Source organism: Inhella sp. (assembly GCF_041912635.1).
Lineage (GTDB): Bacteria > Pseudomonadota > Gammaproteobacteria > Burkholderiales > Burkholderiaceae_C > Inhella.
The window spans coordinates 14,795-28,546 of sequence record NZ_JAYRMO010000047.1 but is presented as its reverse complement, the minus strand read 5'-3'; the positions used below and the strand labels follow the sequence as shown (position 1 = coordinate 28,546).

Annotated in this window: 12 protein-coding genes; 8 read left to right on the top strand and 4 right to left on the bottom strand. The window is 70.1% G+C overall.

The window, feature by feature from the left end; genetic code table 11:
- Nucleotides 1–222: 222 nt before the first annotated feature.
- Complete coding sequence (locus tag ACE3QP_RS20520) at nt 223–3,777, bottom strand: indolepyruvate ferredoxin oxidoreductase family protein (protein WP_374438741.1); 3,555 nt, start codon at nt 3,775–3,777, stop codon at nt 223–225.
- 202 nt (nt 3,778–3,979) lie between these two features.
- On the opposite strand from ACE3QP_RS20520, the gene ACE3QP_RS20515 reads away from it, so the two are divergent.
- From ACE3QP_RS20515 to ACE3QP_RS20490, 6 genes are read left to right on the top strand one after another with little or no spacing between them, the layout of a single operon-like run.
- Nucleotides 3,980–4,552 (top strand): Lrp/AsnC family transcriptional regulator, encoded by a 573-nt coding sequence (locus tag ACE3QP_RS20515; protein WP_374438739.1) that lies wholly within the window; start codon nt 3,980–3,982, stop codon nt 4,550–4,552.
- A gap of 15 nt (nt 4,553–4,567) precedes the next feature.
- Nucleotides 4,568–5,692 carry a diguanylate cyclase gene (locus ACE3QP_RS20510; RefSeq protein WP_374438737.1) on the top strand — a complete coding sequence of 375 codons (1,125 nt, stop codon included), beginning with the start codon at nt 4,568–4,570 and terminating at the stop codon, nt 5,690–5,692.
- A complete protein-coding gene (locus ACE3QP_RS20505) occupies nt 5,689–6,783 on the top strand; it encodes a GGDEF domain-containing protein (RefSeq protein ID WP_374438735.1) in 1,095 nt (364 codons plus the stop codon). The genes ACE3QP_RS20510 and ACE3QP_RS20505 overlap by 4 nt, the downstream gene beginning before the upstream one ends.
- 23 nt (nt 6,784–6,806) lie before the next feature.
- Nucleotides 6,807–7,670, top strand: a complete 864-nt coding sequence (locus ACE3QP_RS20500) for an EamA family transporter (RefSeq protein ID WP_374438744.1) — start codon at nt 6,807–6,809, stop codon at nt 7,668–7,670.
- Complete coding sequence (locus ACE3QP_RS20495; protein ID WP_374438733.1) at nt 7,667–8,233, top strand: hypothetical protein; 567 nt, start codon at nt 7,667–7,669, stop codon at nt 8,231–8,233. Before ACE3QP_RS20500 ends, ACE3QP_RS20495 begins: the two co-directional genes overlap by 4 nt.
- A gap of 7 nt (nt 8,234–8,240) precedes the next feature.
- A complete protein-coding gene (locus tag ACE3QP_RS20490) occupies nt 8,241–8,624 on the top strand; it encodes a methylglyoxal synthase (protein WP_374438731.1) in 384 nt (127 codons plus the stop codon).
- A 58-nt stretch (nt 8,625–8,682) separates the two neighbouring features.
- On the opposite strand, the gene ACE3QP_RS20485 is transcribed toward ACE3QP_RS20490, so the two are convergent.
- Together ACE3QP_RS20485 and ACE3QP_RS20480 are read right to left on the bottom strand one after the other, a co-directional pair.
- Nucleotides 8,683–9,108, bottom strand: coding sequence for a hypothetical protein (locus ACE3QP_RS20485; RefSeq protein WP_374438730.1), 426 nt, complete (start codon nt 9,106–9,108; stop codon nt 8,683–8,685).
- A gap of 53 nt (nt 9,109–9,161) precedes the next feature.
- Nucleotides 9,162–10,547: a M28 family metallopeptidase gene (locus ACE3QP_RS20480; protein WP_374438728.1), complete on the bottom strand. Its 1,386-nt coding sequence runs from the start codon at nt 10,545–10,547 to the stop codon at nt 9,162–9,164.
- Between the two features lie 50 nt (nt 10,548–10,597).
- Here ACE3QP_RS20480 and ACE3QP_RS20475 point away from each other — a divergent pair, with 50 nt between their 5' ends.
- Both ACE3QP_RS20475 and ACE3QP_RS20470 read left to right on the top strand, forming a co-directional pair.
- A complete protein-coding gene (locus tag ACE3QP_RS20475) occupies nt 10,598–11,554 on the top strand; it encodes a DUF2157 domain-containing protein (protein ID WP_374438726.1) in 957 nt (318 codons plus the stop codon).
- A complete protein-coding gene (locus ACE3QP_RS20470; protein WP_374438724.1) occupies nt 11,551–13,086 on the top strand; it encodes a GDYXXLXY domain-containing protein in 1,536 nt (511 codons plus the stop codon). The genes ACE3QP_RS20475 and ACE3QP_RS20470 overlap by 4 nt, the downstream gene beginning before the upstream one ends.
- On the opposite strand, the gene ACE3QP_RS20465 is transcribed toward ACE3QP_RS20470, so the two are convergent.
- Entirely contained in the window at nt 13,081–13,740 is a 660-nt protein-coding gene (locus tag ACE3QP_RS20465) for a dienelactone hydrolase family protein (RefSeq protein ID WP_374438722.1), read from the bottom strand. The genes ACE3QP_RS20470 and ACE3QP_RS20465 overlap by 6 nt on opposite strands.
- Between the last annotated feature and the right edge of the window lie 12 nt (nt 13,741–13,752).

Genomic DNA, 13,752 nt, shown 5'->3' with positions numbered 1-13,752 from the left:
GAACTTGGTCAGGGCGGGGCGGGTGTTGAAGCTCTTGGTCATGGTGTTCTCCTGGGTGCAGCGGGGTGGTCGATGGCTGGACTGTGAACCTCGACCGCCCCCGCGCCCAGGGCCGTGCGCTGAAGCGCCGGTGGGGCCGGATGAGCTGCAGCCACGGGCGGCGAACGGCAAATGAAAACGCCCGCACGGGGCGGGCGTCCTGCAATTTGGAGCGACTTGGTCTCAGCCGTTCCATTGCCCCAGCAGGCGCTCCCACTTGGGCAGCACGGCCTTGGCGTGGCGCTCCTTCACATGGCCGAAGCCACGGATGTCTTCCGGCAGGCGCGCCAGCTCCACCGCCTGTTCCAGATTGGCCACGCTGAGCTTGGCCAGCAGGCTGTCCACCGTCCTCTTGTAGCGCTGGATCAGCTCGCGCTCCATGCGGCGCTCTTCGGTGTAGCCGAACACGTCCAGCGCCGTGCCGCGCAGGCCCTTGAGCTTGGCCAGCACCGCGAAGGCCGGGCGTACCCAGGCGCCGAAGGGTTGCTTGACCAGCTCGCCCTTGTCGTTCTTCTTGGCGAACAGGGGCGGGGCGAGGTGGTGCACCAGCTTGTAGTCGCCCTCGAACTGGGCGGCTACCTTGGCCGTGAAGCTCGGGTCGGTGTGCAGGCGGGCGACCTCGTACTCGTCCTTGTAGGCCATCAGCTTGAACAGGTACTTGGCCACGGCCTCGCTGAGCGACTTGCCGGCTCCGAGCTTCTCTTCCGCAGCACGCACCTTGTCCACCACGGCCTTGTACTCGGCGGCGTAGGCGGCGTTCTGGTAACCGGTCAGGAACTCGACGCGCTTCGCCACCATCTCGTCGAGGCCGGGGCGCTTGACGATCTGGATCACCGAAGCCGCGGCAAACAAGGCCTTGACCTTGGCGTAATCGGCGGCGCAGCGACGGCCCCACTCGAAAGCGGCCTTGTTGTTGTCGATCTGCACGCCGTTCAGCTCAATGGCGCGCTGGATGGCGGCGTAAGAGAGCGGAATGCGGCCCTGCTGCCAGGCGTAGCCCATCATGATGGGATTGGTGTAGATCGAATCACCCAGCAGCTTGACGGCCACTTCCTCGGCGTCGAACTTGCCCAGCAGCTCCTTGCCGACGGCGTTCTCCAGCGCCTGCTCGCAGGCACCCTCGGGGTGCTGCCAGTCCGGCTGCAGCACGAAGGCGGCGGTGGGGCTGGAATGGGTGTTCAGCGCCACATAGGTGCGGCCCGGGCGCATGGTCTGCAGCGTGGCCTTGTTGGCGGCCACGATGGCGTCGCAGCCGATGATCAGATCGGCTTCGGCGGTGCCGACCTTGGTGCAGTGGATGGCGTCCTGGGTGTTGGCGATCTGGATATGGCTCCAGGTGCTGCCGCCCTTCTGGGCCAGGCCTGCGGCGTCCTGCGTCACCACGCCCTTGCCTTCCAGGTGCGCGGCCATGCCGAGCAGCTGGCCGATGGTGATGACACCGGTGCCGCCCACGCCCGCCACCACGATGCCCCAGGCGGTCTCGCAGTTCGGCAGGGTCGGGTGGGGCAGCTCGCCCAGCAAAGCGTTGTCGAAGGGCGAGTTCTTCTTCGCCTTGGCCTTCTTCAGCTGGCCGCCTTCCACGGTGACGAAGCTGGGGCAGAAGCCCTTGACGCAGCTCAGGTCCTGGTTGCAGCTGTTCTGGTTGATGGTGCGCTTGCGGCCGAAGTCGGTCTCCAGCGGCTCGATCGACATGCAGTTGCTCTGCACGCCGCAGTCGCCGCAGCCCTCGCACACCAGCTCGTTGATGACGACGCGCTTTTCGCTGACGGCCATCTTGCCGCGCTTGCGGCGGCGGCGCTTCTCGGTGGCGCAGGTCTGGTCGTAGAGGATGGCGGTGGTGCCGGCAATCTCGCGGAATTCGCGCTGGATCGTGTCCAGCTGGTCGCGGTGGTGCACCAGCACGCCGGGCGGCAGGGCCACGCCGGTGTACTTCTCCGGCATGTCGGTGACGATGCAGAACTTCGCCACGCCCTCGCTGATCACGCTCTGCATGATCTGCAGCACCGAATGCCCTTCGGGGCGCTCGCCGACCTGCTGGCCGCCGGTCATCGCGACCGCGTCGTTGTAGAGGATTTTGTAGGTGATGTTCACCCCGGCGGCGATGCTCTGGCGGATGGCCAGGATGCCGCTGTGGAAGTAGGTGCCATCGCCCAGGTTCGCGAAGATGTGCTTGGCGTTGCTGAAGGGCTGCTGGCCCACCCAGGGCACGCCCTCGCCGCCCATCTGCGTGAAGGTGGCGGTGTTGCGGCCGGGCATCCAGCTCACCATGTAATGGCAGCCGATGCCGGCGACGGCGCGCGAGCCCTCGGGCACGCGGGTCGAGGTGTTGTGCGGGCAGCCCGAGCAGAACCAAGGCACGCGGTCGGCACCGCCGGCGACCTTGATTTCGTCCGTCAGCGCGCGGTCCTTGGCCTCGATGACGGCCATGCGGGCGTCCAGGCGGGCCATCACATCGGCATCCACGCCCAGGCGCTTGAGGCGACGGGTGATGGCGCGGGCAATGATGGCCGGGGTCAGGTCGGCTTGGGCGCGCAGCAGCCAGCGGTCGCTGGGGTTGGGGCTGGCCCATTCGCCGCCGCTGCGGTCGCCCTCGGTTTCCTCGAACTTGCCCAGCACGTTCGGGCGCACGTCCGGGCGCCAGCCGTACAGCTGTTCCTTGATCTGGTACTCGATGACCTGGCGCTTTTCCTCGATGACGAGGATTTCCTGCAGGCCGGTGGCGAAGTCGCGCGTGATGGTGGCTTCCAGCGGCCACACCACGTTCACCTTGTGCAGGCGGATGCCGAGCCGGCGGCAGGTCTCGTCATCCAGCCCCAGGTCGTGCAGGGCCTGGCGGGTGTCGTTGTAGGCCTTGCCCGAGGCCACCAGACCGAGGCGGTCGTGGGCGCTCTCGATGACGTTGTAGTTCAGCTTGTTGGCACGCACGTACGCCAGGGCCGCGTACCACTTGTAGTCCATCATCCGCGCCTCTTGGTCCAGGGGCGGATCGGGCCAGCGGATGTGCAGGCCGCCTTGCGGCATCTCGAAATCGTCGGGCGTGATGATCTTGACGCGGTCGGGGCTCACGTCCACCGTGGCGCCGCTCTCGACGATCTCCTGGATCGTCTTCATGCCGCTCCACAGGCCCGAATAGCGGCTCATGGCGAAGGCGTGCAGGCCCATGTCCAGGATGTCCTGCACCGTGGTCGGGAAGAACACCGGGAAGCCGGCGGCCTTGAAGACGTGGTCGGATTGGTGCGCGGCGGTCGAGCTCTTGGCGATGTGGTCGTCACCGGCGATGGCGATCACGCCGCCATGCTTGGCCGTGCCGGCCATGTTGGCGTGCTTGAAGACGTCGATGCAGCGGTCCACGCCCGGGCCCTTGCCGTACCAGATGCCGTAGACGCCGTCGTACTTCTTCTCTTGCGGGTGCAGGTCCAGCTGCTGGGTGCCCCACACCGCGGTGGCGCCCAGTTCCTCGTTCACGCCCGGCTTGAAGACGACGTGGTTCTTTTCAAGGTGCTTGCGCGCCGCCCACAGGGCCTGGTCGTAAGTGCCCAGGGGCGAGCCGCGGTAGCCGCTGATGAAACCGGCGGTGTTCAGGCCGTTCATCGCATCGCGCGTGCGCTGCAGGATCGGCAGGCGCACCAGGGCCTGCACCCCGCTCATGAAGGCACGACCTCGCTCCAGCGCGTACTTGTCGTCCAGGGTGACGGATTCGATCGCGCGGCGGATGTGCTCGGACAAAGGGGCGTTCATGGGTGGAAGCTCCTGAGGCGGGGGCCAGGGTGGATTGAGTGTGCGCCGCGCCTTGCGCGGCCGGAGGCGGGCAAGCCCTTGTGGGGCCATTCCGGGCAGCCGGCCAGTGTAAGAACGAAGCCCAGATCGATGTTTGCGAACTTTGCCGGTGAAACGGCTGTTTGAGCAAGAATCTTGCTGTCGATACCGATTGGTGGAAACCATGGCCGAAGCAAAGCCGCCCCGCACGAAAGACCCACGCCGTGCCATCGCCGCCGCCAAGGCCGCAGCGGAGTCCCCTGAGGACCGGGGAGGGGAGGGCCTGGACCGTTACGACATCGCCATCCTGGCCGCACTGCAGCAGGACGCGCGCCTGACCAATGCCGAGCTGGCTGCGCGCATCGGCCTTTCCGCCGCGCCCACCTGGCGGCGCGTGCGCTGGCTGGAAGAGCAGGGCTACATCACCGGCTACCGCGCCGAGATCGACCGCCGCCGCATCGGCCTCGGGGTGCTGGCCTTCGTCAAGGTGGACGCCGATCGCAACAACGCCGCCGCCACCCGCCAGCTGGAAGCCAGCCTGCGCGCCCTGCCGCAGGTCATCAGCTGCCACTACATCAGTGGTGCCGGCACCTTCGAGCTGCAGGTGGTGGCCACCGATCTGGACGCCTTCAGCCGCTTCACGCTCGACACCCTGCTGGTGCTGCCCAATGTGGGCGACGTGCACACCAGCTTCTCGCTCGGCGAGGTCAAGGCCGCCGGGGCGCTGCCGCTCGGGCATTTGAGCCCGCCGCGCTGATACGCTGCCGGGCCGATGAGCCCCAAGCGCCGCCAGACCGACAAGCCCCAGCCCCTGGAGGGCCTGCTGGGGCGCGAGCCCAAGCTGCGCCACCGCATGGCGCAGCAGCTGCTGTCATTCGGCCTGGTGCTGGCCAACTGCCTGATGCTGGGCTACTCCGTGCTGCTGGCGCGTACCCCGCTGGGCTGGTGGCTGGTGTGGGTGGCGGTGGCGCTGGCGGTGCAGCTGGGCATCAGCCTGGCCGTGCGCCTGGGCTGGACGGCGCGCCTGCCCGACCCCTCGCTGGCCTCCACGCAGATCGGCCTGATGCTGCTGCTGGGCGCGGCGGCCTACCCGCTCTCGGGCCCGCTGCGCGGCCTGGTGGTGCCGATGATGATGCTGACCCTGGCCTTCGGCATGTTCGCGCCCTCCGGCCGGGCCATGCTGCGGCTCAATGCCTTGGGCCTGGCGTTGATCCTCTCGGCCATGGCCTTTGACTTCATGATCTGGCCCGGCCGTGCCAACCCGGCCGAGACCCTGGGCCATGCGCTCTTCGCCATGGTCTGCTTCCCCGGCCTGGGCCTGCTGCTGCTGCGCATGGCGCGCCTGCGTGAACGCCAGCGCGAACAGCGCCAGGCGCTGAACGAGGCCCTGACCCGCATCAACCGCCTGGCCACGCGCGACGACCTGACCGGCCTCTACAACCGCCGTCACGGCAAGCATGTGCTGCAGCAGGCCCTGCAGCGCCAGAAGCGCAAGCCCACCGGGCTGCTGGCCGTGCTGCTGGATCTGGACCACTTCAAGAAGATCAACGACACCAAGGGCCATGCGGCGGGTGATGCCGTGCTGCGCTGCTTCGCCAAGGCCCTGCACCAGAGCCTGCGCAAGGGCGACACCGCGGTGCGTTGGGGCGGCGAGGAGTTCGTGGTGGTGCTGGAGCCCACCGCCAGCGAGGGCCTGCTGGCCTGGGTGGCACGGCTCAAGCTCGCCATCGAACGCCAGCCCCTGGTGACGGAACGCCCCGAGCTGCGCTTCACCTTCAGCGGCGGCGCCGCCTTCTGGCGCCCGGGCGAGACCCTGGAGCAGTGGCTGGAGCGGGCCGACGCGGCGCTCTACCGCGCCAAGGCCGAGGGGCGTGACCGGGTGGTGGAAGCCTCATGAACCGCGTGGCAGACGCCTTGCTGGGCCAGGAGCCCAAGCAGCGTCTGCGCACCAGCCAGCAGCTTTTCGCCACGCTGCTGTTCCTGGGCTGCATCCTGATCCTGCATTACGCCGCCACGATCAGCAGCGCGCCGCGCGCCTTGGTGTGGGTGTGGACGGTGCTGAGCATTGGCGCGCAGCTGCTGTTCTACGGCCTGGTGCGCAGCGGCTGGTCGGCGCGCACGGCCGAGCCCTCGCTGACCGTGCCGCAGATCGTCGTGGCCCAGGCCGCCGCCGCGGCGGCCTACCCCCTGAGCGGACCGCTGAGCCCGCTGGTGCTGCCCATCAGCATGCTGATCCTGGTGTTCGGCATGTTCCGCCTCAGCGGCGCGGCGGCGGTGCGCCTGGCCTGGCTGAGCCTGGCGATGCTGAGCGGCGCGATGGCGCTGGCGGTCTGGGTCTGGCCGCGTGATGTTGCCCTGCCGCTCGTCATCGGCCACTGGATGATGGCCCTGGTTACCTTCCCCGGCGTGGCCATCCTCACCGGGCGCATCTCCACCATGCGCCACCGCCTGCGCGAGCAGCGCGAGCAGCTCAACCAGGCGCTGGCGCGCATCGAGGAGCTGGCCACGCGCGACGCACTGACCGGGCTCTACAACCGCCGCCATGTCCAGAGCCTGCTGGAGCAGGCCTGGCAGCGCCGCCAGCGCGGCGGCAGCCCCTTCTGCGTGGCGTTGATCGACCTGGATCATTTCAAGCGCGTGAATGACTACCACGGCCATGCCGCCGGCGACGCCGTGCTCTGCGCCTTTGCGCATTGCGCCGAACAGGGCCTGCGCACCACCGACACCCTGGCGCGCTGGGGTGGCGAGGAATTCCTGCTGCTGCTCGACCACACCGACACCTTTGGCGCCCTGCAGGTGCTGGAGCGCATGCAGGCCGCCGTGGCCCAGCTGCTGGTGCCGGTGGGCGAAGAGTTGCTGCGCGTGGGCTTTTCCGCTGGCCTGGCTGCCAGCCAGCCGGACGAGAGTCTGCCCAAGATGTTGGAACGCGCCGATCAGGCGCTGTACCGCGCCAAGGCCGAGGGCCGCGGGCGGGTGGTGAGGGTCTGAATCCAACCATGAACACAACTGCCCTGCCGCCCCGCCACGCCCTGCTGGCCCTTTCGGTGGTTGCCATCTGGGGTAGCAACTTCGTCGTCATGAAATGGGCGCTGGCCGCCTTCAGCCCGGTCTGGCTGGCCGCCCTGCGCTTCAGCCTGGCGGCGCTGCCGCTGCTGTGGATCGCCCGCCCGGCCGCGCCCTGGCGCATCCTGGCCGGCTACGGGCTCTTGATCGGCGTCGGCCAGTTCGGCCTGCTGTTCTGGGCCCTGCAGAGCGCCATTTCGCCCGGCATGGCCTCGCTGGTGGTGCAAAGCCAGGTCTTCCTGACCCTGCTGCTGGCGCTCTTGCTGCGCGGCCAGCGCCTGCGCCCCATTCAAGGCCTGGCCCTGGCGCTGGCGGCTTCCGGCATCGCCTGGATCGGCTGGCAGCTTGACGGCGCGGCCAGCCCGCTCGGCTTGGCCCTGGTGCTGGCCGCGGCCTTCAGCTGGGCCATCGCCAATCTGGTGGGCCAGGCCGCCGGCAAGGTGGACATGCTGGGCTTCATGGTTTGGAGCAGCGCCTGCGCCGCCCCGGCGCTGATCACCCTGGCCCTGATCTTCGAAGGCCCGCAGGCCTTGGTGCGCGGCGTGCAGGCCGCGCACTGGGACAGCTGGCTGGCCGTGCTATGGCAGGCCGTGGGCAACACGCTCTACGGTTACGGTGTCTGGGGCTGGCTGCTTGCGCGGCATGCGGCCGTGCAGGTCGTGCCCATGGCCCTGCTGGTCCCGGTGTTCGGCATGGGCTGCTCGGCCTGGTGGCTGGGCGAGAGCCTGGCGGCCTGGAAGCTGCAGGGTGCGGCGCTGGTGTTGGCCGGGTTGGGGCTGAACCTGTGGGCGCAGTGGCGGAACACCCGATGAAGCGCCGGCCCTGGCTGATGCTGCTGCTCAGTGCTCCCGCCTGGGCCGCCGAGCTGCCGCCGGTCTACGAGCTGGAGCTGCGCTGGGTCGAGTGGGGCCGCAGCTCGGGGGGCTTGAGCACCGCCCAGCCCCCTGCCGACGGCCTCAGCACCACGGCGCCCGGCATTCCCACCCTGGGCCCAGGCCTGCGTGTGCAGGCCGGCGCCGCCGCCGAATGGGAGCTGGAACACCCAGGCGAGGGCTGGCAATGGCTGCAACTGCGCCAGGGCGGCGCGCGGATCCAGTGGAACGCCGCTCGGCCGCAGCCTTGGCGTTTGCGCTTCACCCCCACGCCGCGCGGCCAGGCCGTCCAACTGGCGCTGGAGTTCCAGCAGCCCGAGGGGCCGGGCGGGCGCCAGTTCTGGCGCAGCCAGCTGACCGTGCGGCCCGATCACTGGGTGGTGCTGGCGCGCAGCGGCATGGCCCAGCCGCGCCTGCCGCCGGGCGCGCTCAGCACCCAGGCTCTGGGGCCGCAGCGCGAGCTGCAGTTCCGCCTGCGCCAGATCCTCGATCCCTCGGAGTGAAGAACCCATGATCCGCATCGCCCTGGTCGCCCACGACCGCAAGAAGGACGCCATCGTCGCCCTGGCGCGCGAGCACCTGGCCTTCCTGCAGACCTGCCAGCTGATGGCCACCGGCACCACCGGCGGCCGGCTCAAGAACGAGCTGGGCCTGGAGGTGGAATGCCTGCTCAGCGGCCCGCTGGGCGGCGACCTGCAAATCGGCGCCCGGCTGGCGGTGGGCGGGTTGGATGCGCTGATCTTTCTGCGCGACCCGATGACGCCGCAGCCGCATGAGCCGGACATCAATGCGCTGGTGCGGGCGTGTGACGTGCACGATGTGCCTTGCGCGACGAATGTGAGCAGCGGGCGGATGGTGCTGCTCGCACTGCAGCGACCTGTGCAGGCTCAATAGGCGGCGCCACCCTCGCACACTCAGGCTGCGCTTTGCCGGGCAATGGCAACCAGCGATTTCAGGTCTGGCAGGGCTTTCGCGGGGGATGCATTTGCGTCAGACGCCTTTGCGCAATTGACCTCACATGCGCGGCGGGATCTTCAGCCAGTCGCAGAACAATTTCGAATGGCGCCTTCTTGTTGGCCGCTACCCGGGACCGGACAAATTCATCTTCGTCCAAAGAAAGGGCGTCGAACAGTTCAGCATTCAATCGCCTTCTGTCAGCGACAGCAGCCCTGACGGAAGGGTCACCATCGCGGGCCAGCATGGCCAGGATCTCAAGAGGAACTGTCTTGTTAATTGGCACCCACCTGCGCATACCCGGGTACTTCTCTATCACCGCAAGCCATACCTCAAAAGGAGCTTCTTCTGCTCCGGCCCGCGTGTACTCGGACTCTTCGCGGCTTTGTCTCAATCTCAAGAATTCTTCTGCAGAAGGAATCATTTGCCCTCAAGTCCCTGGGAATCTGCATGCAGCATTGAACCTGAGCTCAGGGCTCAGTTGCCTCTGGGCGGCGCGTAGACCGCCAGCCCGGCTTCACCGCGTGCCCCCAGCGCCTGTACCGCAAACACCCAGTCGTCCCGCGACACCCCCTTGAGCAGCGCTTCGCGTGCCTGCGGCCCCAGGTCCAGTGCCTGCTGCCACTGCGCCGCCTCGCTGCGCCGCCACAGCACGCGGTAGCCACTCGCACCCGCTACGGGGGCCCATTGCAACCGGGTGTCGTTGCTGAGCTCGCGCGCATCCACGCGCACCTCGGCGGGAGGGGCCGGGGCCCAGGCCAGGCTGAGCAGGCCGGCCAGATTGGCCTGCGCCACGCGCGCCACGTACGCCGGGTCGACGAACTCGGGCAGGTCGCCGAAGCGCTGGCCGTTCTCCACCCGGACGTTCTGGTGCTGGTGGGCGTAGTTCTCGAAGGGTTCGCTGAAGCGCACGGCAGCGAGTCCTCGCTCCAGGAAGGGCAGGTGGTCGCCGCCGCGCAGGGTGCGGTCGCGGCGCTGGATCAGGTTGACCTGGAAGCCCGGCACATAAGCCTCGACGGCGCGCTGCAGGTGGCGGCCGAACTGGGCGGTGGGCAGGTCCTCGGCGCCGCCGGCGGCGGCCAGTTCCTGCTGGGCCTTGAGGCGCGGATGCGTCTCAGCATTGGCACCGCGCAGCATCAATCGCAGCAGCGGGTCCAGGCCATCGGCAAAAAGGCGCAGGGTGTGTGGGGCGTGCTCGCCCAGCGCGCCGCGCGGGCTGCCGACGATGTCGTTGGTGATCACGCCCTCGACGCCGGCGCCGGCATCGAACTCGCGCGCCAGCTGGGCGGCGCCCAGCAGGCCTTGCTCTTCACCGGCCACCGCAGCGAAGACGATGGTGGCGTCCAGCGGGCGGGTCTTGGCGGCCTGGGCGGCCAGGCAGGCGGCTTCCATCACGGCCACGGTGCCCGAGGCGTCGTCATTCGCGCCCGGTGCGTCGCCCTCGGCGTCCATCACATCGCTGTTGCGGCTGTCGTAATGGCCCAGCATCAGCAGCACGCGCTGCGTGCCTGCGCGGCCGGGCAGGGTGGCCACCACATTGACGATCTCGGTGGGTGCGGCGATGCGCCGGCCCGGCGGCTCGGTGTGGCGGCGCGTGTCCACCTGCAGCGGCGTGCCGGCGGCGCAGGCGCGCAGCTCGGCCTCAATCCAGCGCCAGGCCGCGCCGATGCCGCGCGTGGGATGGCTCTGGCTGGAGGCGGTGTGGCGGGTGCCAAAGGCGGCCAGGCGCTCGATGCGGGCCTGCAGGCGCGCGGGCGACACCTGGGTGAGGGTTTCGCTCAGCAAGGTATCGGCTGGCGGTGCCGGCGGCGGCGCGGCCTGCGCCGTGGCAGCGAACAGAACGGAAAGCAGGGTCAAGCGCATCCGGGCCTCCTAGCATCGGGGCCCGCACCCTAACCCAGGAAGCCAAACCCATGCATGCGGCCGATCTTCGCTCCGGCATTCTTGAACTGGCCCCCGAACCCGAACGACGTCAGGCCCTGCTGGCCCTGGCCGGCCTGGATGGCCGCCCGCCCGCGCGCCTGGCCGAGTGGCCGCGCGCCCTGGCTCCGCTGGCCGGCCTGCTGTTCGGTATGGGCGTGGTGATGTGGGTGGCGGCCAATTGGGCCGACTGGTCGCGCCCGGCGCGCTTTGCGCTGCTGCAAGCCGCCTGGCTGGTTGCCCTGCTGGGCGCCTGGCGCCTGCCGCGGGCGCGTGCCGGCCTCGGGCTGGCGGCCCTGTTGCTGCAGGGGGGCTTGCTGGCCTTCTTCGGCCAAACCTACCAGACCGGCGCTGACCCCTGGCAGCTGTTCGCGCTCTGGGCCGCCTTGAGCCTGCCGCTGGCACTGGCTCTGCGCAGCGACTGGGTTTGGGTGCCCTGGACGCTGCTGGTGGCCCTGGGCGTGCAGCTCTGGATGCACACCTACAGCGGCCACCGCTGGGGCCTGGAGACCAGCACCCTGGGGGTGCAGTTCACGGCCAGCGTGGCCCTGCTGGCGGCCTGGCTGGCGCTCGGCCCGGAGCTGCGGCGCTGGAGCGGCAGCGGGCCCTGGGCCGAGCGCGCCATGGCCCTGTGGCTGGCCATGAGCCTGGGTGGCTGGGGTCTGGTGGCGCTGTTCGCGCGCGAGTGGGGCCTGCTGTACTTCTGGGCCGGTGCGGCGCTGGCCGGAGGCTTTGCGCTGCGCTGGCGCGGCGGCGATCTGGTGCAGCTTTCCATCCTGGCGCTGGCCTGGGACACCTGGGCGGCCTTCGGCTTGGGGCGCATCCTGTTTGAAGGCGCGAGCGGCGACCCCTTCGGTCGCCTGCTGCTGCTCGGTCTGCTGGTGACCGGCCTGCTGGCCGGCAGCGTGAACCTGCTGATGCGCCGTGCGCGCGAGGGAGAAGGCGCATGAAGGGCCCCGAACTGCTGCAGGCCGCCGCGGCGCAGGGTCTGATCGAACCCGGTCAAACCTGGCCCGCCGGCCGCCCCTGGCCGGTGCTCCTGATGACGGCGCTGGGCGCCTGGCTGGCGGCCATCCCCTTGCTGGGTGCGGCCGGGGCCCTGTTCGGCGCGGTGTTCGAGCGCTCGGTGGGCCTGTACGGCGTGGGTGCCGCGGCGCTGGCGTTGGCGGTGTGGCTGCTGAAGGACCGTGGCCAGCCCCTGTTCGTCGAGCAGCTCGGCCTGCCCACGCTGCTGGCCGGCCTGCTGTGCATCGGCGTGCGCCTGACCAAGGACCTGCCCGACCGCGGCGCCGCCTTCGTGATGGCCCTGCTCTGCCTGGCCCTGGCCTGGGGCTTCGGGCGGGCCTGGCTGCGCATGCTGCTGGGCGCCGCGGCCGGCGGCCTGCTGCTGGCCGTGCTGCAGTGGGACGGTTTTGGCCGTTCCTCCGTCTGGCCCTCGGCCCTGCTGCTGCTGGGCGGCGTGGCGGCGCTGTGGTGGCTGCGCTGGCCGCAAGGGCGTGCGGCCGCCTGGGGCGACGCGCTGGGCTGCGGCCTGTTCTGCGCTCTGGTGGTGGCCTTGGCCCTGGATGCCGGCATGAGCTGGATGCTGGCCGGTCTGGGCCCGGTGGCCTGGAACTGGGCCTGGATGTGGCGCGAGGGCGCTGCGCTGGCCGTGCTGCCAGTGGCCCTGGGCGCGGCGGGCCTGCTGGCCTGGCGCTGGCCCGCGCTGCGCAGCCCGCGCTTGGCCGCCTGCGCGCTGCTGCTGGCCCTGGCCAGCCTGCCCCTGCCGGGGCTGGCGGTGCTGGCCTTGGCCGCTGCCGTGGCGGCGCTGCAGCAGCGCGCGCGCCTGGCCGTGGCGGCGGGCCTGGGCATGCTGTGGGTGCTGGGCAGCTTCTACTACCGCTTGGACTGGACGCTGCAGGGCAAGGCGATCGGTCTGATCGCCCTGGCCGGCCTGCTGGCCGCGGTGGCGCGCTGGCCGGGCCGCGCGGCGGCGGCGCCGCTGGCGGCGGCCGGCTCCGGTTTGAAGATCGGCCTGGGAGTGGCCGCGCTGGCCGGCCTGCTGCTGGTGAACATCGGCATTGCGCAGAAGGAGCGCCTGATCGCCAGCGGCGAGCCGCTCTTTGTGGAGCTGGCGCCGGTGGACCCGCGCTCGCTGATGCAGGGCGACTTCATGCGCCTGAACTACAGCCTGTTGGCGCAGGCCGGCGAGCCCGCGCCGCGCCCCGGGGCAGAGCGGCCGCTGCTGGTGCTGCGTCGCGATGCACGCGGCATCGGCCAGTTCGTGCGCCTGTTCGGCGCGGGGCCGGCGCTGGCGGCCGATGAACGCCTGCTCGAACTCAGCCCCAAGGACGGGCGCTGGACAGTGGTGAGCGACGCCTGGTTCTTCAAGGAAGGCGAGGCCGCGCGCTGGCAGGGCGCGCGCTACGCCGAACTGCGTCTACAGCCCGACGGCCGCGCGCTGCTGGTGGGCCTGCGCGGGCCGGAGCTGCAGCCTCTATAGATGCCGACCGAGGAAGTCGAGCAGGCGGGCCCAGGCCTGCTCGGCGCAGGCGGCGTCGTACACCGGGCGGGTGGCGTTGAAGAAGCCGTGCGCGGCCTCGTAGTAGTGGATCTCTGGGCTGCGGCCGGCGGCACGCATCTCGGCTTCGAGACCACGCGCCACGGCGGGGGTGCACCAGTCGTCCTGCAGCGCGAAATGGGCCTGGAAGGGGATGCGGATGTCGGCCGGGCGCGCCAGCTCGGCCGGCGGCACGCCGTAGAAGCAGCTGGCAGCGGCAAATTCCGGCGCATGCACGGCGGCGGCCACGGTGAGTGCGCCGCCCATGCAAAAGCCCATCACGGCCACCTTGCGGCCGTTCTGCGCCAGATGGGCGCCGGCGCCGCGCAGGTCCTGGTGCGTGGCGTCCACGAAGTCCAGGCTTTGCATCAGGTGGCTGGCCTCGTCGGCCGCAGTGGTCAGGCGGCCGCGGTACAGGTCCGGCGCCAGGGCTGAATAGCCGGCGGCGGCCAGGCGGTCCACCACCGCGCAGATCTGCGGATTCAGCCCCCACCATTCCTGGATCACCACGACGCCCGGCGCATCGGCGCGTGCGGCCGCCGCGAAGTAGGCGGGGGTCTTGGCGCCGTCGGGGCGCTGGAATTCGATCATCGGCATTCGGGGCTCCTG